The following is a 24,691-nucleotide window of genomic DNA, read 5'->3' as shown; positions in this document are numbered from 1 at the left end:
GCCAACATGCTAACCAGTTAATTAAACGATGTTTTTTGTATTTATTTAATATTTACAACTCGCTCCGGATGAGTATATACATTTAAGGATTGATTACGAATAAAGCCTATTGTAGTAATCCCTAATTGCTCTGCTAGCTGCAATGCTAACTCAGTTGGAGCGGATTTTGACAATATTACTTCGCAGCCAATTTTTGCAACTTTCAATAGGATTTCAGAAGATATACGGCCACTAAAAACAATAATTTTATCACCAATAGAAATGTTGTTTTTTAAACAATAGCCGTAAATTTTATCTAAAGCGTTATGCCTTCCTATATCCATTCGGCTTAAAACAATCCCATTCACATCGCATAAAGCTGCATTATGAACCCCGCCTGTATGCTGAAAAGTAGCCGCAGATTGCTGCATATCATTCATTAATCGAAAACAATCCTGAGCAGAGACCTTTACGCGAATATCATTCATCTTCTTTGCAGTCAGTGCATCGTTTGCGAAAACAAATCCTTGTCTACTCATTCCACAGCATGAAGTAATATAACGCTTATTTTGGATATAACGATAATAAGGATTATTTTTTGTCGTTGTTACATGCACATATCCTTCTTTATCTTGTACCCATATTTCATCAATATCTTCATACTTTCGGATAATACCCTCAGATGCTAAAAAGCCTATTACCATATCTTCAATATATTCTGGCGTACTAACCATTGTAACAAATTCCTGTCCGTTAATTTTAACCGTAACTGGAAACTCTGTTACAATACTGTCCTCTATATGCTTAATTTCCCCTTTATCATAACGAAAAATTTCCCGTTCCACCTGTATCGATTTCACGATCAGTATCCTTCTCTCACGTTATATTTTTATCAAAGACAAACACTGAAACTGCAATATCTTCATCCACTTTCATATCGGAGAACAGATGAACTAATTTCGCTCCAACAAGTTCCTCCAAATGCTCACGAGAATTGACAGCATAAACCTCCTGAATCATTTTCGTTCTAGCCATATGAACCATTTCCGCACCATCCAACGTTCCCGAAATGAATTTCTCAGTAGGTGTCAAATTTCCATAAAGTGTAGCAATAGCCATATTCTCAGCAAATACAGTATGAATTCGTTCCGGTCCTTTTCCGAACAAATCTTTTCGAAGCTTTCGTATCATATCATTAAACTCATGTACCATTTTTGACATACTCACATTCCTCCCCGATTCATCAATAATACTTTTCGAATACTACTTCATCATAAATATTGTAACAAAATGACCTTTTCATCTGAATTATTCACTCAAATAATTAGACGGAAAGGCTCATCTTTTGGAATTATTTCAAACACATATAAAACGTCTGAAATAATATTATTGTTGCTTACCTATTCGTCTTTTAACCCTTTACCCATACCTTTTAAGAAATGAAGACCGAATCCGATAGCACGATTAATATCTGGATCCTTAAGTACTTTCATCAGGTCCAGTATTCCTACTTTTTTATTACTTTGCAGATGCTGGTCTCCTTCATCCATACCCGTTAATACACTACTTACAAGTTTTTTAGTTAGTTCCGGATCAAGTTCTGTTAAAGCTCCTGCAGCGCCCATCATATTATTAATTAAATTTGTAACTGGTTCACGAGTGACTTGTCCTAGAATAATTTTTGCGATTGGTTCTTTCGCTTTAAGCATAGAACTTGCAGCTTCCAGCATCCCAATGTCATTCAGTTCACCTACAATATTAAACATTTGATTTAAAGCTTCTTCATTATCAGCTAGAAGTGCTTTTAAATCTTCTAGCTTTTGTTGTTTTTGTTCTTCCTCAGTTAGCTCCTGCTTTTGGATCGCTTTAATAGGTGCTGCCATATTCTTTTCTCCTCCCTAGTTATCCGTTAAGTGCACATATCCTGGACGAGCCCACTTGCGATTTACCTCAATCCCATTTTGAGGATGACGCTTTTTGTTACGTGGATTCGTTTTTGGCATCGGATTTTCCCCTTCTACTTGTAACACTTCCATACGAACTTTCGTTTGTTTATATGCAGGTGTATTGGTACGTTGATCGACCGCAGGACCCGTTAAGAAATTAATTGCCGATTCGTTGTCTGTCGAGTTCATCGGTAAATAAAGCTCATTTTCTTTTACACGATCCGTTACAAGTGCACGTAATTTAAGTGCTCCAAAAGGAGAAACCAATCGCACTAACGAACCAGTTTTAACTCCACGTTCTTGTGCAAGTTTTGGAGAAACTTCAACGAAAACACCAGGTACTTTAGCTTGAATACCATTTGATTTATTTGTCATGTTACCTTCATGGAAATGTTCCAGCATACGACCATTATTAATATGAAGATCGTATTCCTCTGGGAATTCAGCTGGACGTACCCAGTCAGCTATCGCGAAACGAGCTTTTTTGTCTGGGAAGTTAAATCCATCTAAGAAAAGGAGTGGTGTATTCGTTCCTTCAAAGCTTCCCCAATGGAAACTATTCCAGCCTTCAAGCACTTCATAGTTTGCTTGTGCGAAAAGTGGCGATAAACTTGCCATTTCAGCGAAGATTTCACTTGGATGACTATAATTCCAATTTGCGCCTAATTTATTTGCAATCGCTTGTACGATCCACCAGTCTGGTTTCGCATCTTCCAGCGTAGGAAGTACTTGATATAGTCTTTGTACACGACGCTCTGTATTTGTAAAGGTTCCTTCTTTTTCAAGAGATGGCGTTGCAGGTAACACTACATCTGCATATTGAGCAGTTTTAGAAAGGAAAACATCTTGAACGACAAAGAAATCAAGGCTTGATAGAACTTCATGTACATGATTTGCGTTAGAGTCTACAAGGGCCATATCCTCTCCAACAAGATACATTGCTTTCATTTTCCCTTCTTCAATTGCGTGAAGCATTTGAATATTATTAAGACCTGGTTTGTTATCAATTTTCACCCCATAAGCTATTTCAAATTTTGCACGTGCTACATCGTCAGTAATGTGCTGATATCCTGGAAGCCATCCTGGGAGAGTTCCCATATCACAAGCACCTTGTACGTTGTTATGACCACGAAGCGGATATGCACCAGCACCTGGACGACGATAATTTCCTGTTGCCAGAAGTAAGTTTGAAATTGCAGCGGAAGTATCTGAACCACCAGTATTTTGAGTTACACCCATTCCCCAAAGAATACAAGTACCATCTGCATCACGAATCATTTCGGCCATTTGAATGAGGGTTTCTTTTGAAATGCCTGCAATCTTTTCTGCATATTCAAGTGTATACTCCTCTAGACTACCTTTGAAATCTTCAAAGAAGTTTACATTCTCATCGATGAATTGTTGATCATGCCAGCCTTGATCAATCATATATTTAGTAACAGCCATTAACCATACTTGGTCTGTTCCTTGCTTTGGACTTATAAAGATATCTGAACGCTCTGCCATTTCGGTTTTACGAAGATCTGCAACAATTAGTTTTTGACTGTGAAGTTTATGCGCACGTTTCACACGAGTAGCTAACACCGGGTGGCCTTCTGTTGGATTTGCACCAACAATAATAACGAGACCTGCTTGTGCAATATCTTTAATCGTTCCTGCATCTCCGCCCATACCAATTGTACGGAACAATCCATCTGTTGCTGGCGATTGACAATAACGAGAGCAGTTATCAATGTTGTTCGTTTCGAATACTTGTCGAGCTAATTTTTGAATGACATAGTTGTCCTCATTTGTAATTTTAGAAGAAGAAATAAAACCTATAGAACCGTTACCGTACTCTTGTTTAATGGAGCCTAATTTATTTGCAACTAAATCAAGCGCTTCTTCCCAAGTCGATTCAACAAATGTTCCATTTTTACGAATTAAAGGCTTAGTAAGACGTTCTTCAGCATTTACGAAATCCCAACCAAATTTTCCTTTTACGCAAGTAGAAATTGCGTTAACCGGTGCATCAGAAGTTGGTTGGACTTTCAAAATTTTACGACCCTTCGTCCACACTTCAAATGAGCACCCTACACCACAGAACGTACATACTGTTTTCGTTTTCTTCGTACGAGTTTCACGCATCGCAGCTTCTACTTCTGAAACGGCGAAAATACCGCTGTATCCAGGTTCAACTTCTTTTATAAGATCAACCATAGGCTCAAGAATGTCCGGCTTCAGCCCAGTCATAAAGCCAGCTTCTCCAAGCATCGATTTCTCCATCAAAGCATTACAAGGACAAATGGTTACACATTGACCACAGCTTACACATGAAGAATCGTTAATAGCCGCTCCGTCGTCCCAAATAACACGAGGACGCTCTGCCTCCCAATCAATAGATAAAGTTTCATTTACTTGCAAGTTCTGACAAACTTCTACACATTGACCGCACGCAATACATTGATTAGGGTCATAGCGATAAAATGGATGAGACATGTCAACTTCACTTACATCTACTTTTGGCGTGTAAGGATATTTTTGATGCTCAATTTCCATTAATTCTGCCGTATTATGCAATTTACAGTTCCCATTATTGTTGTCACAGACCGTACAGTAAAGTAAATGATTTTCCAATAAGCGGTCCATCGCCTCCGTTTGTGCTGCCTTAGCACTACTAGAGGACAACTCAACATTCATACCACTCGTCGCTACCGTTGAGCAAGATCGCACAAGTTTTCCATCAACTTCTACAATACAAGTATCACATGTTTGAATAGGATCCACTTCAGGCACATGACAGATTTGTGGATGTTCAATCCCGTTCTGATTAATGATGCCCAAGATAGTTGAACCCGGCTTAGCACTATATTCTTTGCCGTCGATTGTAATATGAACCATGCTGTCGTTCATGGTCTTTCCCCCTTTTTGAGAATAAAAAAACTCCACCACGAAAATATACGCACCGAATTAATAGGTACGCTATCATCATGGTGGAGTAGTTCATTAGCACATCTTGCTAAAATACCAATCCATTTATTCATAAATAAAATGATAGATTCATAACAGGTCATATCACGATTCCATCTTTAACACTATAATTATAGCGTTAAACCCAAAAATACACAATATACAATTCGTAAAAAGTCACAACAATCAAAGCTCTGACTTTTTTGGATATATTCGTTTAATCACTAAGCCATGCATTAACAAGCATAATTGCGTCGCACGTCGCTGAGCTTTCGGTGAATTAACTTTTCAGTCTCCAACCATTATTAATTCTTCAAAACCTCTTAAAATCCTTTCTTGCCTTGCAATTATAAAATAAAAAAGCACGACATTTTATCGTCATGCTTCTCCTCATTGTTTTCAATGAATAACCTTTTTTAGTCCTAACTTATTACAGAACCTTTTTGTTTAGTGCAAAATGAAAGTGGTTCTTACGACCTTTTGGTGAGTTGTTCTTTTATGTACTACATTGATATAATAAAAGAAAAGGAGTGAACCATGATGTACAACATCTCTTGGTCAAGTCCAGATCCTTTTCTCGAACTTATAGATGTATACCAAATAGACCATCACCTTCGTTTAACCGTAAAAAATAATCACATTTCCGCAAACTGTCTTGTAGTTCTATTTCTTCTCGTCTCCATAGTCGTTATACTCGCCTCATACAAGATCTTCCTATTACGGATCAACCTGTAACCCTTCTTTTCGTTTCACACAAGTGGTTTTGTGATAATCCTTGTTGCTCCACTAAAGTTTTTACAGAACGTTATGACTGGTTAGCACCCAATAGACGTCGCACACTTCGTGCAGAAAAAGTTTTACAAAAAATTGCATATTCTCTTACAGAAATTAAGGTACTAGAGCTCGCTGAGTCATCACTTATAATGCCTTGATGAAGTCGATCCACAACTTAAGATATATTGATTGGTAAGGTTCTGTAGAAAAAGTAACAGCATTAATTTTTATACCCCTGTTCTTTTTATCTTGTTGGATCCAATTTGTTAAAAACGACTTTGTCATCTTATCACATCTAACCTTTCCCTTAAGAATTAGATATGTTAGATCATTAGATACCTTTTCTATTTTCTAATGTGAAAAATAATTCAGAGTATCTAAAATGAAACTTTAATCAATGAAGATTCTTCCTACCTTATGAATGATTCAAACTCATCAATTCATTTTTTACAAATCGCCTACCTTCAATACATTTTAAAGCAAAAAAATCTTGATACTCCTTACGGGTAACGGAATACAAGTTTATTTATTTGATATGATTACTCCATACCGCCAAATACAAATAAACAGAAATTAAATAAAAATCTCGAAATAATAATTGGAGGAAAACAATGAGAACACTAAAAGAACTAACTTCATTGGAAACAGTAGATACCTTTATAACGGAACATTCCTTAAGCTTTATATATATATCAAAAACAAATTGTAGCGTCTGCCATTCGTTATTACCACAAGTGAGAGAAGTAATGAATGATTTTCCACTTATTCAGATGGGACACTTGAACGCTGATTATGTTGAAGAAATAGCAGGACATTTTTCCATCTTTACTGCACCGGTCCTAATTCTATTTGTAGATGGAAAAGAATTTTTGAGAGAAGCCCGATTTATTCATTTAGAACAGCTCAGAGAAAAGATAAAAAGGATATATGATGGTTACACAATCGAGAATGAAAAGTGAGTAGGAACAATATGAAATCACATTCTATAGATTGATTTGATAACCTCCCACTATTTACGGACAGGAAAAACCTGATTGATAAGTGCTAGCAATCAGTGGGGATGCAGAAAATCCCACTTCATTTTCGATCTAGTATTTTGAAAATCACATTGTTTATACAGCTTGAAATACAAAAAAGTGTTATGAATAAACATAACACTTTTTACCCTTTGTCAAACACAAAATTAATCTTATTATCTTTCCACTCTAACTTCGCATCAAATGTTTTATCATTCTTCTTAAAGCCTTTAATTAATTCCGTTGACTCACCTTTTAATAGCTTTTTTATATTCTTTTGCGAAATGGTCTTTCCTAATATCTTTTTCGAGATTGTGAAATCACATTTCGTTGTATTATAGTTCGAACAGCCATAAAAACTGGACTTATCAATGACATCTCCATCACACTTTTTACATTGCCCTACTTTTTTACCAACTGTAAATTTTGAGCCTGTCCGTTCAATGGATTCAACATGCAATCCGGTGAAATCCCATTTCTCAGACATCTCGACTGCATCTTCAATAATTTTCGCTGATAGCTTTTTCGTTTGTTCCATAAACGTTGCTGGTGATGCTGTTCCTTCCCCAATTTCAGCAAGTCGCTGCTCCCATTTTGCTGTCATTTCTGGAGAGGCTAAAATTTTATCACCAATTGCGGTAATTAATACTTTCCCTTTATCGGTTGCATACACTTGGTTTTTCTTTACATCAATATATTTACGATCTTGCAGCATTGTAATAATGCCTGCACGAGTCGCTTCTGTACCTAAGCCTTCTGTTTTTTTCAGTACTTTCTCCAGTTCTTCATTATCTAAATACTTACCAGCGGTTTTCATTAAGGTAATCAGTTGACCTTCTGTATAACGCTTCGGCGGCTGTGTTTTTCCTTCTTTCACTTTCACCTTTACGACTGTGCCTTGTTCGCCCTTTTGCACAATTGGAAGAAGCGTTTCTTCATCTTTATCGTCTTGGAAAATGACTTTACGCCAACCTTCTTGAATTTGCTGTTTCCCTTTTGAAATGAATGCTGCCCGTTCATCCACAAGTGTTGTAATCGTTGTGTAGTCAAATATTGCTGCTTCATAATGCGCTGCAATTAATCGCCTTACAACCATATCATAAATTTTCTTTTCATCACCAGATAATCTACTTGGATTCGTTACTTGCTCGGTCGGAATAATGGCATAGTGATCTGTAACCTTCTTTTCATTTACGTAACGCTTATTATTCATAATCGAAGAGATTGGTGCTGGTAAGAGATTTTTATAATCATCAAACTCACTTAATTTCTGCAAAATATCAGGAAACGTTGCCGCTTCTCCTTCTGTTACATAGTTGGAATCCGAACGTGGATAGGAGACAATTCCTTTTTGATATAAAGCTTGTGTAATATCTAATGTTTTCTTTGGAGAAAACTTAAATGCTTTATTCGCTGTTGCCTGTAGGGATGATAAGTTAAATAAAAATGGTGGCTGAAACTCTTTCCGCTCTGTTTTCATTTCTTTTACTTCAGCCGGTTTATTTTGACAAAATGCAGCAATTTTATTTGCCATATCTGGATCTTTTAAGCGGGATTCATTATCCTTCTCCCACTTACCTTCATATTTCTTTCCTTCAATATTAAAGGTTGCAAACACTTCCCAAAACGGCTCTGACTTAAAGTTTTCAATTTCTTTCTCACGTTTCACAATTAATGCAAGTGTTGGCGTCTGCACACGTCCAGCCGAGAAAACATCATTCATTCCTTTTTTCTTTAACAAAATACTAAAGACACGCGATGCATTCATTCCAACTACCCAGTCGGCACATGATCGTGTGTATGCTTCATAATATGTATTGATTGTGTCTGTTTCATCAAGTAGATTTTTAAACCCTTGGTAAATGGCTTGTTTCGTTAAAGAGGAAATCCAAAGACGTTTCATCGGTTTTTGCACGTTACATAGGTTGATGATATTACGTACAATTAGTTCCCCTTCTCGCCCGGCATCGCCTGCATGAATAATTCCCGTCACTTGCGGATTATGTAACAACTGTTTCACAACATTAAATTGCTTATATTTTGATTTTGTTACTTCAAATTGAAATCGTTCTGGAATCATTGGCAACGTATCAAGCGACCATTTTTTCCATTCTGCATGATAATGTTCCGGGTTACATAACTGCGTCAAATGACCAATGGCCCACGTACAATATGCTCCATTAGGAAACAATTCATTTGCTTCCACTTCCAAATAACCGTCTTTTCGTCGATATTTAAATTGAGAAACAAGGGCTAAACCTTGATCCGGTTTCTCGGCAATAATTAATTTCATTTTATAACTCCCTATCTAAATTCCAGTGTTACTTTCAATGTTTCTATTTTTTATAAGTGATGAAAATTATCTATCGTTTTTATCATTCACAATTCGCTTTATATGTTTTAGACCTATAATATTATACGCCTAATCTTAACACCTTCACAATAGGGCTGATTACATAATCCTTGTTATACCATGCATTTAATAAATATGTAATCGCTGTCTCAAATAAATCATACAACTTTTAATCTATAGATTTTTTCATCTGCAAAGAGATTCAGCTACATAAAAATATTTTATTTTATCATTGCTAGACTTAGTAGCTCTTAATATATCTAAAACTAAAAAAGAAATCCCTTCAATAAATAATTTGAAGAGATTTTCATTTTAAACATATGTAGTTTAAATATTATTAATTATAATAAAAACATTTAGAAACTGAAAAATAATATAAGAACTTTGCTAATTATAAAATTTCAATCCAATAGCTCAATCCGCCCATTGTCTACTAACCCCTGCATCTTGCAACGGACGTAAATCTAAACTATGTCTCATTAATTTGTTTCAAACCTTCTATTACCTCATCTGGCGTCCATTCATTTAATAGTAAGCGATACACTTGTTTTGGTGCTTTGATATTATAAATAACGCTGTCACCAATCCCTTGTCCTTCGCGATCATAATCACATGCTGAAATAACAGAATCAACATCATTCCTAAAAAGTAAAGAGCGAATTATATCAAGTTGTTTTTTTGCTCCACTATCAGCTTTATCCCTATTTTTCAGACTACTTTTCACTTTATATTGAAACTTTTCCGGAATAAAAGGAAAATTATCCATCTGCCACTTAGCCATGTTTTCATCGTAGTCTCTTGCATTGTATATTTTTGGGAGATAATTGAGTGAAAGAAAAAAAATAACCATCCTTTCATTTTTAGTTACACACTAAATAAGAATGGTCATTTTTTTGTTTTTTTATATCATTTTCTTAATTTGATGGCTATGGAGACAGCCTCTTTCTTGTGTACTCTTATTTTAGTTTTCCTATTTCAATTAACACAGTATCTAAATCTCCCGCTGCTTTACTTAGCGTTTGTACATCAAGCGGTTGGGCCTTTGCACCTGCTTCAATTGTATGAAGTGGTGTTTCCAATTTTTCATATAAATCAGGACTCTTTGCTTTTACTGCACCTTCAAACGTTTGCCATGTTTTCTCTAATTGTTCTGCATCGCCTTTTACTTTGGCAGCATCATTTGCCTGTAACTGAGATTTCAAATCGTTCACTGTTTGTTTCATGCTAGTTGCCCATCGACAATGGAGACTGTTTTTTTATCAGACGCCTGCTCTGTGGTTTTCGCACTTTCAGCTTTCTTTTCTCCTGTCGTTCCACAAGCACCCAATGCTAGGGGAGTTGCTACTATAACCGGGAAAATTAATTTACGAGATTTCATGTCGTTGTCTCCTATTGTGCTTGTTGTTGTTCTAATTTGGTATCTTTTTTCTTATTCCATACTGCAAGTATTACTGCGATAACAAGAAGAACTACTTGTGGGATGATACTTTCCCATGATGGATAAATCGTGAAAAAGTCTACGGTAGGGATTGAAAGGTGCGTAGCCGGCAATACTCCAGCAAGTTGCAAGCCATGAATACCCATTCCCGGGAATTTAAAGCATAAGTAAAACATGAGAATACTTGAAACTAGGAAAAATGGACGCATCGGAATTTTCAAACCTACCTTTAAAATTAAATATGATAGGACGATAAGTACAAAGATTCCAATTGCAATACCTATTAACAGACTTGATATATGAATGGAAGATGCCATACCTATGAAAAACAATACAGTTTCTGTTCCCTCACGAAACACAGCAAGGAATGACAGGATCGCTAATGACCATAGACTTCCCGTCTCCGATTGTGCGTATCCACCGGCCACCTCATAACCCTACTGGCTCATGCATAAACGGGCTATCTGTTAAAATAAGAAATATAGATAAGATCGTTCTAAGTAACACAAGCCATATGAATAGAAGGTTAATTCGTTTCAGTAGTTTATCCCAACCAAATTTCCAAAGACCAAGAAATGTAGATTCTATAAATACAGCTACCAATTATATAACTAATTACTGCTGATAGTACCACTGCTACTGTACTACCTAACAAAAAACTCAATATAAATCCCTCGTGCTAATCTAATAAGAATTCAATACAATAAACTCTTACTCAAAAAACAGACAGTGTTAAAATAATATAATTCACGTGTATCTTAAAAATATCAAAGCTCCTTACAAATATAGTAGAGATAAGGGTTTGTGTGAAAAGAATTAGTACGTTCCTCATGTTTTGTGTCAAGACCTCTTTCCCAAATTGTCCATGCCGTTTATACTAAAGTTTTAAAAATTCATTTGGTTTATTCTACCCAATATGTCACTTGAATTCTATTAAAAATAAGTTTGATCATTTCTCCATATCCCACCTGCATATAGATTTCCCTTAAACTAGGAAATCTATATGCAAACCTACAAAAAACCGAATAATGGATTTTTTCAAATTATCCACTATTCGGATTACAGTTTAGTCATATAAACATACGTTCTTTATTTAAAAGCTTCCTTTTAGTTATAATCGTTTTCTAAATTTGAACTTTGACGAATTCCCAAAGCTATAAGGGGTACAGCTACGAACAGATAGAATAGAAAAATAAAGATTGAAATCTCAAAGATAATAAACCCTATTCCTATAATTCCATAAATCAATCCTATCAATACAGCCGAAACAAACAATATCCCTTTCGGTGTTTGCTCCATAACTGAATCAACGTTTTCATCATTATCACTATTTGTCATAAAAACAGAGTTCGTGTTTGCTCTTGCTAAAGCAGAAAAACTAAGTTGAATAAATAGCGTACAGAAACCTATAGCCAGAATATTCAATATAGAGAACACTATCGTATTTCCATTAATATTTAAAAAAACAGCTAATCCAATATATGTTACAACCATAGGTACAATAAAAAAGAAAATAGAATTAACTGCCTTAGCAATATAAATATCAAAGCCCCTAGTCTCTGTAATAGCATAAATATTGTAACTCATACCCTCTTGTTGATAGAGATACGTAATAAGCTCACCCAGCATTAATATAACAAAAATTATCGAAAACGCCATGATGTAGTGATTCAAATTTTTCCCTATAAGTACTGAATTCAATATACCTATTTTCGCCAAGACACCCACCACCACACTGCCCACTAACCATATTACAAGACGCGCCTTTGTCATAGTTTGATTCCACAAAACAACAAAATCCTTCATGATAATTGCACTTCGTGAATCATTAACTTGAAATAAAACCGTTCTCTCATTAGTAGCTTTTCTATTTTTTTCTTTAGCTGCACTGAACTTCAACCAACCTTCATAATAAAAATCTCCAATCTTTTTAGTAAATAGAAGGGACAAAACTGTAATTACTCCCATTAAAACACTGCAGTATAGAGCAAGCTTAGTAATATAAGTCCACACATCTACTGTTATTGAATCCAAATGAAATAGACTATAAACAATCGCAATAACTACTGCAAAATTAACGATTGTCGCAAAAACAACCATTAGCCTTATAACACGTGGTGCATAATACATAAGAATAACGATAATATATCTGCCGATTAAATTCACAAGCACCTCTATAGAAAATGAAATTACAAAAAATAGAAACCCATATAAAATTCTTGTACCTATGCTATATCCATGTGTAAATGGAATCGCAATAATAAAGGCAAATACTGCGTACATTAAAAAACGGGATAGCCATTGGCCAATTATAATTTGATATGGAGAAACACCAGAAATAAACAGAGACGTGATAAGCTTCCTGCTATACATTTCTTTCGGTAAGTCGTTAAATGATTTTAACATGCCTAGTATAATGCTTTCTGTTATAAGAAAAGCTATTTTATCTAAAGTTGTTGCGTTTTCTAAAATATTATCAATATCATTTTGGAATATAAAAGGAAGTGAAATAATAATTAACATTCCCCATATCAAAGGTTTTAATGGATTATGAAATAGTGATCTATTAAGAAACGGTCTTATGCTAAGGAAACATATCGCTTTAATTTGTGTTGACATATTACTCACTCCTTTATTTAAGAAATAACCGATAAAAATACTTCTTCCAGTTTTGATCCCGGTAACTCGACCTTTTCTTGTAATTCTTCTAATGTTCCAAGTTCACAAATATTTCCTTTATGTATAATAGCAATACGATCAGCCAATTCTTCAACAATCTCAAGGATATGGGTTGTCAAAAACACGGTACACCCATCCTTTTTGGCAACCTTTAATATATGATCCTTTATATCACGAGTGGACTTAATATCTAATCCGTTCGTTACCTCATCCAGTAATAAAATCTGTGGTCTATGTATTAAGGCACAAGCTACCGCAACTTTTCTTTTCATTCCTAAAGAAAACTCTTTTATCTGCTTATTTATACAATCTAAAATATCCATTCGAGCAAGTAATTCTTCAGTTCGATCTTTAACATCATTGGTATTCATACCATACAAGCCACCCATAAACTTCAACATTTCACCCGCTGTCAAATCATCATGTAACATCGGAGTATCAGGGACATATCCCATTTGTTGCCTAAGTCCCCTTTCCTTCCAAATATCGTGACCAAAGAAATGAATATAACCAGATGTAGGCTTTAATTGTCCCGTAATCATTTTCATAGTTGTTGTTTTTCCAGCACCGTTACTTCCTAAAAAAGCAAAAATTTCTCCTTTTGGGACCGATAATGATATTTCATTTACTGCTACAAATTCTCCATACCGCTTGCATAAATTACCTAATTCTATTACAGGCTTATTTTGTTCTACGTTAACTAACATAAATATACACACTCCTATAAGTAATTAAGATATCTAAATTTAGTTTTATAAGACCAAAGAATTATTTAATATAAATAATTCTTTGGTCTCTATCAAAATTCACACTTTCAAAATACTATAATTGTAATAAATTTAATTTTATATCTCCCAATGAACTCATAGGGTTTGCAAGAACCTGCCGTACAATACTTACATAATCCTGCACAAAACGTTCCATTGTTTCACGTCTAAATAAATGTGTACTGTACGACATCTCAAAATGTACTCTTCCCTCTACTTCTGAAGCATATAAAGAGATATCATATTCTGTTACCATAAACTCCGTTGAAATAAATTGAAATTGTAAGTCATTAACAGGCAGAGATGCTTCCTGCATATTTTGCATAGCAAAACTTACAATAAAAATTGGACTGCGACTCTTATCATTATCAGCTTGAAGCTTCAATACTAACTCTTCAAAAGGATAATTTTGATTCTCGTAAGCACATAAAATCGTTTCTTTTACTTCTTCTAAAAAACTCAAAAATGATTTTGATGCTTTTGGCTGATTGCGTATTGCAATTTCATTAATAAAAAGACCTAGTACATTTTCTAAATCCACATGAGGGCGTGCTTGAATCGGAGATCCAATCACAATATCCTCCTGACCTGAATATTGATGTAAAAGCATATGGAAGCAAGTCATAAGCGTCATGTAAAGTGTTACTTGTTTTTCCTGCCCTAATTGATATAACCCCGCTGTCATTTGTTTATCAATTTCAAATGCTATAACATCACCTTCATACCTACGTAACTTAGGTCTTGAAAAGTCATATGGTAATTTTAATACAGGTAATTCACCAGAAAATTGCTGTAGCCAGTGCGCTTCTTGTGCTTTCATTTCCTCTGTTTGCATAAGTTGTTCTTTCCATACAATATAATCTTTATATTGTACATGAAGAGGCGGTAGTTCCTTTTCTTCATACAACGCCGCAAATTCATTTGTGAAAATACTTAACGATGTACCATCTAAAATACTATGATGTATGTCAAACATAAGAATATGTCTTTCTACAGAAATTTTAATTAGTTGAACTCGTAATAATGGAGGTAAATTAAAGTTAAACAGCTTAATAAAATCATCCATAATGTTTTGTATACGCTTGATATCTTGCTCTTTTCCCTCCTTATACACGAATTGAATATCTACATTATCATGTATACGTTGAACTAGATTTCCTTCTACTACCTCTAATGTCGTACGCAAAACATCATGTCGTTCAATCAATTTCTCAACCGCTTGCTTCACTCGTTTTACATTTAAAGGCCCTTCTACTAAAAAGGACATTGGCATATTAAAGGCTATACTGTTCTGTCCAACCTCATACATATGTTGCTGCGTTAAAGATGTAGGATAGAAAATTTGTTCTTTAGCCTTTTCAATTGGAATAAATTTAATTCCCTCTAATTTCTCAATATATCGTGCCATGTCATTTAAAATTGGTCTTTGAAATACATCCCTTAATGGTATCTGTACTTGAAATTCTTCATGAATATGACTTACAAGACGCATCGCCTTCAATGAATGCCCGCCGTGTTCAAAAAAGTTATCTAAAACCCCAATAGGTGAAATATCTAATACACTTTCCCAAATAGAAACTAACTTTTTTTCTACCAAAGTAACTGGTGCCTGATATTTATTTTTAATTGTATTTCTCCAATTTACTTTTGGTAGTGCTATCTTATCTACTTTCCCATTTACTGTAAGCGGAAGTTTCTCTAACTGACAAAATGCCGATGGCATCATATAATCTGGCAATCGAGTGGATAAGTATGATCGAAGAGATGATTCTGTATATTCTTCCTCTTCTACTCCTTCTACCGGTACATAATACGCACATAAGTATGCATCTCCCTGTGAGTCTTGTAATGGCACCACAGCCGCTTCTTGAATTGCCTCATGATTCAATAAATGGCTCACGATTTCACCCGGTTCGATGCGATGTCCTCGAATTTTAATCTGTTTATCTATTCTACCAATATATTCAATATTCCCATCTACCAGCCAGCGTACCATATCTCCTGTTCGATATAATCTCTCTCCTGGAACAAATGGATTATCAATAAATTTTTCCGTAGTTAACTCTGGTTTATTCAAATATCCCCGTGCAACACCTGCTCCTCCAACGTATAACTCTCCTGGAATCCCTACAGGGCACAACTGTTGATACGGATTCAATACATACGCTGTCGAGTTTGCAATTGGCCGTCCAATCGGAATACTCGCTTCATACGTATCCTCAATTAAAAAGGTGGTAGAAAAAGTCGTATTTTCTGTCGGACCATAGCCATTTATCAATTTTAGATTTGGATAACGCTCTCGCACTGCATTAATATGATATGGAGATAGTACATCTCCTCCCACAATTAACGAAGTCAAGTTTTCAAACACCTCTAGGTGTTGTTGGGAAATTTGATTAAATAAAGGCGCCGTCAACCACATTGTTGTAATCTTCTGTCTCTCAATAATTTTCTGTAATTTAAACGGATTCAACAACGTGTCTTTCTCAATTAGAGATAGCGTCAAGCCATTTAATAAAGCACCCCAAATCTCAAAAGTAGATGCATCAAAAACAATTGCTCCCGTTAAAAGCAGACGCCCTTGAGATAGATCAGTAAAGTTCGTATTTTTGATCAAACGAACAACATTTCGTTGTTCTACCATTACACCTTTCGGTTGACCAGTAGAACCAGATGTATATAATACATACGCTAAATCCTTCGGATGACTTAATACAATTGGTGAATCCTCTCTACCTTCTAACTCATTTATAGAACTCAATTGAATGACTTCTCCACCAAGTATCGTTTCATCCCAGTCATAATTTTCTGTCGCAACTACTAAGTCCAGCCCACTATCCTGCATCATATATTGTTTCCGTTCAAGCGGATAATTCGGATCAATTGGTAAATAAGCGCCTCCTGCTTTTAAAATAGCTACCATGGATACCAATGTCTCTAACGAATGTTCACCTAGTAATCCAACAAGTGTATCAGCTTTTACCCCTTTCGCTTGCAAGCGGTGAGCCAATCCATTCGCTTTCCTATCAAGCTCTCGATACGTCATACTCTGTTCTCCGTATACAAGCGCAACTTGATCTGGGTATTTTTGTACCTGTTCTTCAAATAGCTCTGCCAAAGATTTATTTTTTGGATATGCTGTTTCCGTTTTATTATATTGAACAATCAATCTTTCTTTCTCTTCTTCCGTTGTCACATCTATATTTGCAATCACAACGTCTGGATGATTTGCGATCTTCTGTAATATTGTACAAAAGTGTGTACTCATTTGTTCTATTGTCTCACGTGTAAATAGTGCGGTGCTGTATTCAAACCGAAGGTGCAATTCCCCCTCTTCCTCTACCGCACCTACAGTCACATCCACTTTTGACATTTGATAATCAAATGGATATGGACAAAGCATAAATCCTTCACCTTGCGGGACCGTAAGGTCCACATTCTGTAACGTAAATATCGTATCAAACAATGGATTTCGACTCATATCTCGTTGAACTTTCAGTTTTCCAATCAGATCTTCTAACGGATACATTTGATGTTCATAACTTTTTAATACATTCTCTCTTACTTCTTGTAAAAACTCACGAAATGGCTTATCGTTTACTAATTTATTACGTATCGCAAGCGTATTAACAAACATACCAATAATTGGTTCTAAATCTTCGTGTGGACGCCCTGCAATTGGTGTTCCTACTATGAAATCTTCTTGTCCTGTATAACGAGCTAGCAACACATTATACGCAGCTAATAATGTCATATAAAGCGTTCCATTTTCTTCTTTAGTCAATGCCTGTAATTTTTCTGTAGTTTCGCGGTTTACACGTACATCCACATATGCTCCCTCAAATTGCTGCACACTTGGGCGCGGAAAATCTGTTGGCAACTCAAGGATTGGTAACTCTCCTTCCAACTTTTCTAGCCAAAACGCTTCTTGGCGTTTCATCCCTTCGGTCTGTAAAAATTTTTGTTGCCACACTGCATAATCTTTATATTGAATGCGAAGTGGCTCTAAATCACTTGGCTTTTGATACAGTTGAACAAGTTCTTGTAACAGTATATTTGTGGACATACCATCGGTAATAATATGATGTAAATCTACTAACAACAATCGTTTCTTCGTATCTACTTCAAGTAGTCCAGCACGCATTAATAATGGCTTCGTCAAATCAAAAGGTCTAACAAATTCTTGTAACAGCTTTGGTACGTTTTCCTCGATTCCCTCTATCTCTTCTAATGAAAATTCTACCTGGTTATGAATACACTGTACTAAAGTATTTTCCTTCATATGAAATGATGTGCGAAGTGCTTCATGTCGTTTTATAAGCATCTCAAATGCTTTTACTAAACGTTCCTTCTGTAAGTCTCCTTCAATTTCAAACACAAGTGGTACATTATAGTGAACCGACTCTGTCGCAAGTTGACTTGCTACATGAATACGTTGTTGCGCCGACGATACTGGGTAAAAATCGCGAGATTCTACTGGTTCAATTCTTAAATACACTTCTGGATTCATTTGTTCTATTGTTTCAGCCATCTGATATAACACTGGTGAATGAAACACATCTTTAATCTGAAATGTTACTTCAAATTCACGAGCAATTCGTGACACAAGAAGCATTGCTTTTAATGAATGACCACCACACTCGAAGAAATGATCGAAACGACCTACTTCCTCTATTCCTAGTACTTCTTGCCAAATAACAGACAATTTTCGTTCCGTTTCATTTTGAGGTGGTACATATTCTTTTGTTACATACATATTTCTATCCGGTTCTGGCAATGCTGCCACATCTAATTTCCCATTTACTGTAAGCGTAAGTTTCTCTAACTGACAAAATGCCGATGGCATCATATAATCTGGCAATCTAGTGGATAAGTATAATCGAAGAGAAGTTTCTGTATATTCTTCCTCTTCTATCCCTTCTATCGGTACATAATACGCACACAAGTATACATCTCCCTGTGAGTCTTGTAATGGTACCACAGCCGCTTCTTGGATTGCCTTATGATTCAATAAATGGCTCACAATTTCACCTGGTTCGATGCGATGCCCTCGAATCTTAATCTGTTTATCTATTCTACCAATATATTCAATATTCCCATCTGGTAACCAGCGAACCATATCCCCTGTTCGATATAATTTCTCGCCTGGTACAAATGGATTGTCAATAAATTTTTCCATAGTTAACTCTTGTTTATTCAAATACCCCCGTGCAACACCTGCTCCTCCAACATATAACTCTCCTGGAATCCCTACAGGACACAACTGTCGATACGGATTCAATACATACGCTGTCGAGTTTGCAATTGGCCGTCCAATTGGAATACTCGCTTCATACGTATCCTCAATTAAAAAGGTGGTAGAAAAAGTCGTATTTTCTGTCGGACCATATCCATTTATCAATTTTAGATTTGGATAACGCTCTCGCACTGCATTAATATGATATGGAGATAGTACATCTCCTCCCACAATTAACGAAGTCAAGTTTTCAAACACCTCTAGGTGTTGTTGGGAAATTTGATTAAATAAAGGCGCCGTCAACCACATTGTTGTAATCTTCTGCCTCTCAATAATTTTCTGTAATTTAAACGGATTCAACAACGTGTCTTTCTCAATTAGAGATAGCGTCAAGCCATTTAATAAAGCACCCCAAATCTCAAAAGTAGATGCATCAAAAACAATTGCTCCCGTTAAAAGCAGACGCCCTTGAGATAGATCAGTAAAGTTCGTATTTTTGATCAAACGAACAACATTTCGTTGTTCTACCATTACACCTTTCGGTTGACCAGTAGAACCAGATGTATATAATACATACGCTAAATCCTTCGGATGACTTAATACAATTGGTGAATCCTCTCTACCTTCTAACTCATTTATAGAACTCAATTGAATGACTTCTCCACCAAGTATCGTTTCATCCCAGTCATAATTTTCTGTCGCAACTACTAAGTCCAGCCCACTATCCTGCATCATATATTGTTTCCGTTCAAGCGGATAATTCGGATCAATTGGTAAATAAGCGCCTCCTGCTTTTAAAATAGCTACCATGGATACCAATGTCTCTAACGAATGTTCACCTAGTAATCCAACAAGTGTATCAGCTTTTACCCCTTTCGCTTGCAAGCGGTGAGCCAATCCATTCGCTTTCCTATCAAGCTCTCGATACGTCATACTCTGTTCTCCGTATACAAGCGCAACTTGATCTGGGTATTTTTGTACCTGTTCTTCAAATAGCTCTGCCAAAGATTTATTTTTTGGATATGCTGTTTCCGTTTTATTATATTGAACAATCAATCTTTCTTTCTCTTCTTCCGTTGTCACATCTATATTTGCAATCACAACGTCTGGATGATTTGCGATCTTCTGTAATATTGTACAAAAGTGTGTACTCATTTGTTCTATTGTCTCACGTGTAAATAGTGCGGTGCTGTATTCAAACCGAAGGTGCAATTCCCCCTCTTCCTCTACCGCACCTACAGTCACATCCACTTTTGACATTTGATAATCAAATGGATATGGACAAAGCATAAATCCTTCACCTTGCGGGACCGTAAGGTCCACATTCTGTAACGTAAATATCGTATCAAACAATGGATTTCGACTCATATCTCGTTGAACTTTCAGTTTTCCAATCAGATCTTCTAACGGATACATTTGATGTTCATAACTTTTTAATACATTCTCTCTTACTTCTTGTAAAAACTCACGAAATGGCTTATCGTTTACTAATTTATTATGTATCGCAAGCGTATTAACAAACATACCAATAATTGGTTCTAAATCTTCGTGTGGACGCCCTGCAATTGGTGTTCCTACTATGAAATCTTCTTGTCCTGTATAACGAGCTAGCAACACATTATACGCAGCTAATAATGTCATATAAAGCGTTCCATTTTCTTCTTTAGTCAATGCCTGTAATTTTTCTGTAGTTTCACGGTTTACACGTACATCCACATATGCTCCCTCAAATTGCTGCACACTTGGACGCGGAAAATCTGTTGGCAACTCAAGGATTGGTAACTCTCCTTCCAACTTTTCTAGCCAAAACGCTTCTTGGCGTTTCATCCCTTCGGTCTGTAAAAATTTTTGTTGCCACACTGCATAATCTTTATATTGAATACGAAGTGGCTCTAAATCACTTGGCTTTTGATACAGTTGAACAAGTTCTTGTAACAGTATATTTGTGGACATACCATCGGTAATAATATGATGTAAATCTACTAACAACAATCGTTTCTTCGTATCTACTTCAAGTAAACCAGCACGCATTAATAATGGCTTCGTCAAATCAAAAGGTCTAACAAATTCTTGTAACAGCTTTGGTACGTTCTCCTCGATTCCCTCTATCTCTTCTAATGAAAATTCCACCTGGTTATGAATACACTGTACTAAAGTATTCTCCTTCATATGAAATGATGTGCGAAGTGCTTCATGTCGTTTTATAAGCATCTCAAATGCTTTTACTAAACGTTCCTTCTGTAAGTCTCCTTCAATTTCAAATACAAGTGGTACATTATAGTGAACCGACTCTGTCGTAAGTTGACTTGCTACATGAATACGTTGTTGCGCCGACGATACCGGATAAAAACCGCGAGATTCTACTGGTTCAATTCTTAAATACACTTCTGGATTCATTTGTTCTATTGTTTCAGCCATCTGATATAACACTGGTGCATGAAACACATCTTTAATCTGAAATGTTACTTCAAATTCACGAGCAATTCGTGACACAAGAAGCATTGCTTTTAATGAATGACCACCACACTCGAAGAAATGATCGAAACGACCTACTTCCTCTATTCCTAGTACTTCTTGCCAAATAACAGACAATTTTCGTTCCGTTTCATTTTGAGGTAGTACATATTCTTTTGTTACGTACATATTTCTATCCGGCTCTGGCAATGCTGCTGCATCTAATTTCCCATTTACTGTAAGCGGAAGTTTCTCTAACTGGCAAAATGCCGATGGCATCATATAATCTGGCAACCGAGTGGACAAGTACGCTCGAAGAGAAGATTCTGTATATTCTTCCTCTTCTATTCCTTCTACCGGTACATAATACGCACACAAGTATGCATCTCCCTGTGAGTCTTGTAATGGTACCACAGCCGCTTCTTGGATTGCCTCATGATTCAATAAATGGCTCATGATTTCACCTGGTTCGATACGATGTCCTCGGATTTTAATCTGTTTATCTATTCTGCCAATATAATCAATGTTCCCGTCTGGTAACCATCGAACCATATCCCCTGTTCGATATACTCTCTCTCCTGGAACAAATGGATTTTCGATAAATTTCCCCATGGTTAACTCTGGTTTATTAATATACCCTTTTACTAGTCCGTCTCCTCCCACATATAACTCACCTGGTACACCGATCGGGCATAATCTTTGCTTATGATCTAACACATATACCTTCGTATTACTAATTGGTACTCCAATCGGTACAGTAATTGCATCCTCTGTCAACTCATTAACCGGATAGAATGTTGTGAATACTGTACTTTCTGAAGGACCGTATAAATGGATCAAACGATCTGATCCAACAGCTTGAAGAGCTTTTCGTACATGAGATACAGATACCTTTTCTCCACCAAAAAGAATCTTGCGGAGGTGCTTCATACGATTAATTCCCATATCAACTAACGTATTAAATAATGCCGTTGTCGCAAAAAATATGGTAACACCTTCGGTTTCAATAATATGAAATAATCGTTGTGCATCAAGTACATCCTCTTTCTCAATTAACACTAACTGTGCTCCATTTAATAATGCTCCAAAAATCTCAAAAATTGATGCATCAAATGAAAAACTAGCTATCTGAGTTAAACAATCTTGTTCAGATATACGTATATAGTTTGTATCTTTCACTATACGGCTAATATTATAGTGTGCAGTCATATTCCCCTTTGGTTGTCCAGTTGATCCAGATGTATAAATAATACTTGCTATATCCTCTGAATTACTATAATTTCCGATAGATTCATTCGCTGTTCCTTGCCCATACAATGTTTCATCTTCTAATTCTAACACTGTTCCTTCAAAAACTATCTCTTCGTCTAATTCTTTTTGAATTAACAGGAAGTTCGCTCCGCTATCTTCTAACATATATTGCTTACGTGCTACAGGATAATTTGGATCAATTGGTAGATACGCCGCTCCAGCCTTTAATACTGCTAATACACCTATCACCATTTCAAATGAGCGATTTGCCATAATTCCGACAACTTCTCCTGAAACAACACCTTGGTCACGTAATGTCCTTGCTAATTGATTCGCTCTCTCATTTAAAGTACGATAAGTCATTTTTTGATTTTTGAAGACAAGCGCAACTTGATCTGGCTTTTTCTGTACCTGTTCCTCAAATAACTCTACCAAAGATTTATTTCTTGGATATGAAGTTTTTGTATTGTTAAAATCCGACAAAATTTTCTTTTGTTTTTCCTCATTTACTAGCTTAATATTAAATATTAGTTGTTCTGGATTAGCAATAATCTGTTTAACAATGTACCTTAACTGTCTACTAATACGTTCTATGAAATCAGCTGGATATACTTGTGTATTGAAAATAAATTTAATAGCCAATACATTATCAGACTCTACAATTAGTGCTAAATCATAATTTGATTCTTCTATCCCATCCATAGAAACAACTTCAAACCCAACGTTCGAAATATCGCCTAGCTCTTCATTAACTTCAGCAGAAGAAAAATTTTGAAAAGTTATAATATGATCAAACAATTTACTTATACCTTTAACACTGGATTGAATATCAACAAGAGGAGTAAAATGATATCTCTCCAGATCTATGGCACTTAATTTAACCGATTTTAGTAATTCACTAAATGTTTGTTTATGATTAATGAGAATGCGGACTGGTATAGAATTAATAAAAAGACCTACCATATCCTCAATACCTGGAATTTCAGAAGGCCGTCCCGAAACCACTGTACCAAATATTACATCATCTTCTTGATTATAACATAGTAACAAAATTCCCCAAATAGTTTGAAATACATTATTAACTGTTGTATGATTTTTTTTCGCTATCAATTTCAATTCATCAGTTAAGTTCTCATCTATTTGATAAATGAACTCTTGCATTTCTTTACTTCCTTGTGTTTCAATAGACATTTTCTTATTTTGAGGAGCCAGTAATGTATTTGAATTATATCCCTTCAAATACTCTTTCCAGCATGCACGCGCTTCTTTTATATCTTGTTCTTGCAGCCATTGAATATAGGAACTATATGGATATACCTTTTTAAGTTCAATAGGCTTCTTATTCTTCAAACAATCATAATAATACAACAGCTCACTCATGATAATTGAATTGCACCAACCATCCATTAAAATATGATGATGACTCCAAATCATTTCATATTTATTATCTTCAATTTTCAAAATAGAAATACGCATTAAAACATCACGTAGTAAATCAAAGCCTTTTTCTCTATCTTCTTGTTGAAATTTTTGTACATACGCTGTTTTCTCTTCTTTATCTAATTGTGAAATATCTTGAGAATAAATTGTCATTGGGCGTTTCTTAAATACAACCTGCCGAGGACGCTGTACCTTCTCATAAATAAAACATGTACGCAAAATATCATGACGTCCAATAAGAAGGTTAAAGCTTTCTTCTAATAAAGGGATATCCACATTACCTCGCAAAGTCATCCGATACTGCGTGACATACATAGTAGAGCTTTCTTCTGTAATAGTGTGATATAACATTCCTTCCTGCATCGGAGACAAATAATAAATATCTTGCACATTGCTTTTATCAAACATA

At 35.6% G+C, this 24,691-nt stretch carries 14 protein-coding genes and 1 pseudogene; 2 read left to right on the top strand and 13 right to left on the bottom strand.

Annotated features, from left to right (window positions below; all coding sequences use genetic code 11):
- Positions 1–41: 41 nt before the first annotated feature.
- From fdhD to fdhF, 4 genes are all read right to left on the bottom strand, one after another.
- Positions 42–839 carry a formate dehydrogenase accessory sulfurtransferase FdhD gene (gene fdhD / locus QRE67_RS09075; protein ID WP_286124552.1) on the bottom strand — a complete coding sequence of 266 codons (798 nt, stop codon included), beginning with the start codon at positions 837–839 and terminating at the stop codon, positions 42–44.
- Positions 840–855: 16 nt separating this feature from the next.
- The gene (locus QRE67_RS09070) at positions 856–1,200 is read right to left on the bottom strand and encodes a Na-translocating system protein MpsC family protein (RefSeq protein WP_017152226.1); all 345 of its coding nucleotides are present in this window, start codon (positions 1,198–1,200) and stop codon (positions 856–858) included.
- 179 nt (positions 1,201–1,379) lie between these two features.
- Positions 1,380–1,862 (bottom strand): helical membrane plugin domain-containing protein, encoded by a 483-nt coding sequence (locus tag QRE67_RS09065; protein ID WP_286124551.1) that lies wholly within the window; start codon positions 1,860–1,862, stop codon positions 1,380–1,382.
- Positions 1,863–1,877: 15 nt separating this feature from the next.
- On the bottom strand, positions 1,878–4,817 hold the full coding sequence (gene fdhF / locus QRE67_RS09060; RefSeq protein ID WP_286124550.1) for a formate dehydrogenase subunit alpha: 2,940 nt from the start codon (positions 4,815–4,817) through the stop codon (positions 1,878–1,880).
- A gap of 707 nt (positions 4,818–5,524) precedes the next feature.
- Here fdhF and QRE67_RS09050 point away from each other — a divergent pair.
- Together QRE67_RS09050 and QRE67_RS09045 are read left to right on the top strand one after the other, a co-directional pair.
- Positions 5,525–5,806 carry a transposase family protein gene (locus tag QRE67_RS09050; RefSeq protein WP_353507072.1) on the top strand — a complete coding sequence of 94 codons (282 nt, stop codon included), beginning with the start codon at positions 5,525–5,527 and terminating at the stop codon, positions 5,804–5,806.
- 453 nt (positions 5,807–6,259) lie between these two features.
- Positions 6,260–6,607: a thioredoxin family protein gene (locus QRE67_RS09045; protein WP_286124549.1), complete on the top strand. Its 348-nt coding sequence runs from the start codon at positions 6,260–6,262 to the stop codon at positions 6,605–6,607.
- A 202-nt stretch (positions 6,608–6,809) separates the two neighbouring features.
- On the opposite strand, the gene topB is transcribed toward QRE67_RS09045, so the two are convergent.
- From topB to QRE67_RS09000, 9 genes and pseudogenes are all read right to left on the bottom strand, one after another.
- Positions 6,810–8,957, bottom strand: coding sequence for a DNA topoisomerase III (topB, locus tag QRE67_RS09040; RefSeq protein WP_286124548.1), 2,148 nt, complete (start codon positions 8,955–8,957; stop codon positions 6,810–6,812).
- A 477-nt stretch (positions 8,958–9,434) separates the two neighbouring features.
- Positions 9,435–9,867, bottom strand: a pseudogene (locus QRE67_RS09035) (toprim domain-containing protein); the annotation flags it as partial.
- Between the two features lie 106 nt (positions 9,868–9,973).
- A complete protein-coding gene (locus QRE67_RS09030) occupies positions 9,974–10,240 on the bottom strand; it encodes a hypothetical protein (protein WP_286124547.1) in 267 nt (88 codons plus the stop codon).
- Positions 10,237–10,395, bottom strand: a complete 159-nt coding sequence (locus QRE67_RS09025) for a hypothetical protein (protein ID WP_286124546.1) — start codon at positions 10,393–10,395, stop codon at positions 10,237–10,239. The genes QRE67_RS09030 and QRE67_RS09025 overlap by 4 nt, the downstream gene beginning before the upstream one ends.
- 11 nt (positions 10,396–10,406) lie before the next feature.
- Complete coding sequence (locus QRE67_RS09020; protein WP_353507057.1) at positions 10,407–10,883, bottom strand: FTR1 family protein; 477 nt, start codon at positions 10,881–10,883, stop codon at positions 10,407–10,409.
- A 1-nt stretch (position 10,884) separates the two neighbouring features.
- Complete coding sequence (locus tag QRE67_RS09015) at positions 10,885–11,058, bottom strand: cytochrome ubiquinol oxidase subunit I (RefSeq protein ID WP_483298671.1); 174 nt, start codon at positions 11,056–11,058, stop codon at positions 10,885–10,887.
- Positions 11,059–11,562: 504 nt separating this feature from the next.
- Complete coding sequence (locus QRE67_RS09010) at positions 11,563–13,074, bottom strand: hypothetical protein (protein ID WP_286124545.1); 1,512 nt, start codon at positions 13,072–13,074, stop codon at positions 11,563–11,565.
- 17 nt (positions 13,075–13,091) lie between these two features.
- Positions 13,092–13,841, bottom strand: coding sequence for an ABC transporter ATP-binding protein (locus QRE67_RS09005; protein WP_286124544.1), 750 nt, complete (start codon positions 13,839–13,841; stop codon positions 13,092–13,094).
- A 115-nt stretch (positions 13,842–13,956) separates the two neighbouring features.
- Positions 13,957–24,690, bottom strand: coding sequence for a non-ribosomal peptide synthetase (locus QRE67_RS09000; protein ID WP_286124543.1), 10,734 nt, complete (start codon positions 24,688–24,690; stop codon positions 13,957–13,959).
- Position 24,691: the final 1 nt, after the last annotated feature.

Origin of the sequence: Bacillus sp. DX3.1, assembly GCF_030292155.1 — a bacterium.
Classification (GTDB): Bacteria; Bacillota; Bacilli; order Bacillales; family Bacillaceae_G; genus Bacillus_A.
Note: the sequence above shows the minus strand (reverse complement) of the source record. Positions and strands in the feature narration are given on the sequence as shown.

Bases quoted from the DNA above. Each gene is read 5' to 3' on its own strand.
- QRE67_RS09070 (WP_017152226.1), bottom strand. From the start codon at position 1,200: ATGTCAAAAATGGTACATGAGTTTAATGATATGATACGAAAGCTTCGA.
- QRE67_RS09045 (WP_286124549.1), top strand. From the start codon at position 6,260: ATGAGAACACTAAAAGAACTAACTTCATTGGAAACAGTAGATACCTTT.
- fdhF (WP_286124550.1), bottom strand. From the start codon at position 4,817: ATGAACGACAGCATGGTTCATATTACAATCGACGGCAAAGAATATAGT.
- QRE67_RS09010 (WP_286124545.1), bottom strand. From the start codon at position 13,074: ATGTCAACACAAATTAAAGCGATATGTTTCCTTAGCATAAGACCGTTT.
- QRE67_RS09005 (WP_286124544.1), bottom strand. From the start codon at position 13,841: ATGTTAGTTAACGTAGAACAAAATAAGCCTGTAATAGAATTAGGTAAT.
- QRE67_RS09000 (WP_286124543.1), bottom strand. From the start codon at position 24,690: ATGTTTGATAAAAGCAATGTGCAAGATATTTATTATTTGTCTCCGATG.
- QRE67_RS09025 (WP_286124546.1), bottom strand. From the start codon at position 10,395: ATGAAATCTCGTAAATTAATTTTCCCGGTTATAGTAGCAACTCCCCTA.
- topB (WP_286124548.1), bottom strand. From the start codon at position 8,957: ATGAAATTAATTATTGCCGAGAAACCGGATCAAGGTTTAGCCCTTGTT.
- QRE67_RS09030 (WP_286124547.1), bottom strand. From the start codon at position 10,240: ATGAAACAAACAGTGAACGATTTGAAATCTCAGTTACAGGCAAATGAT.
- QRE67_RS09065 (WP_286124551.1), bottom strand. From the start codon at position 1,862: ATGGCAGCACCTATTAAAGCGATCCAAAAGCAGGAGCTAACTGAGGAA.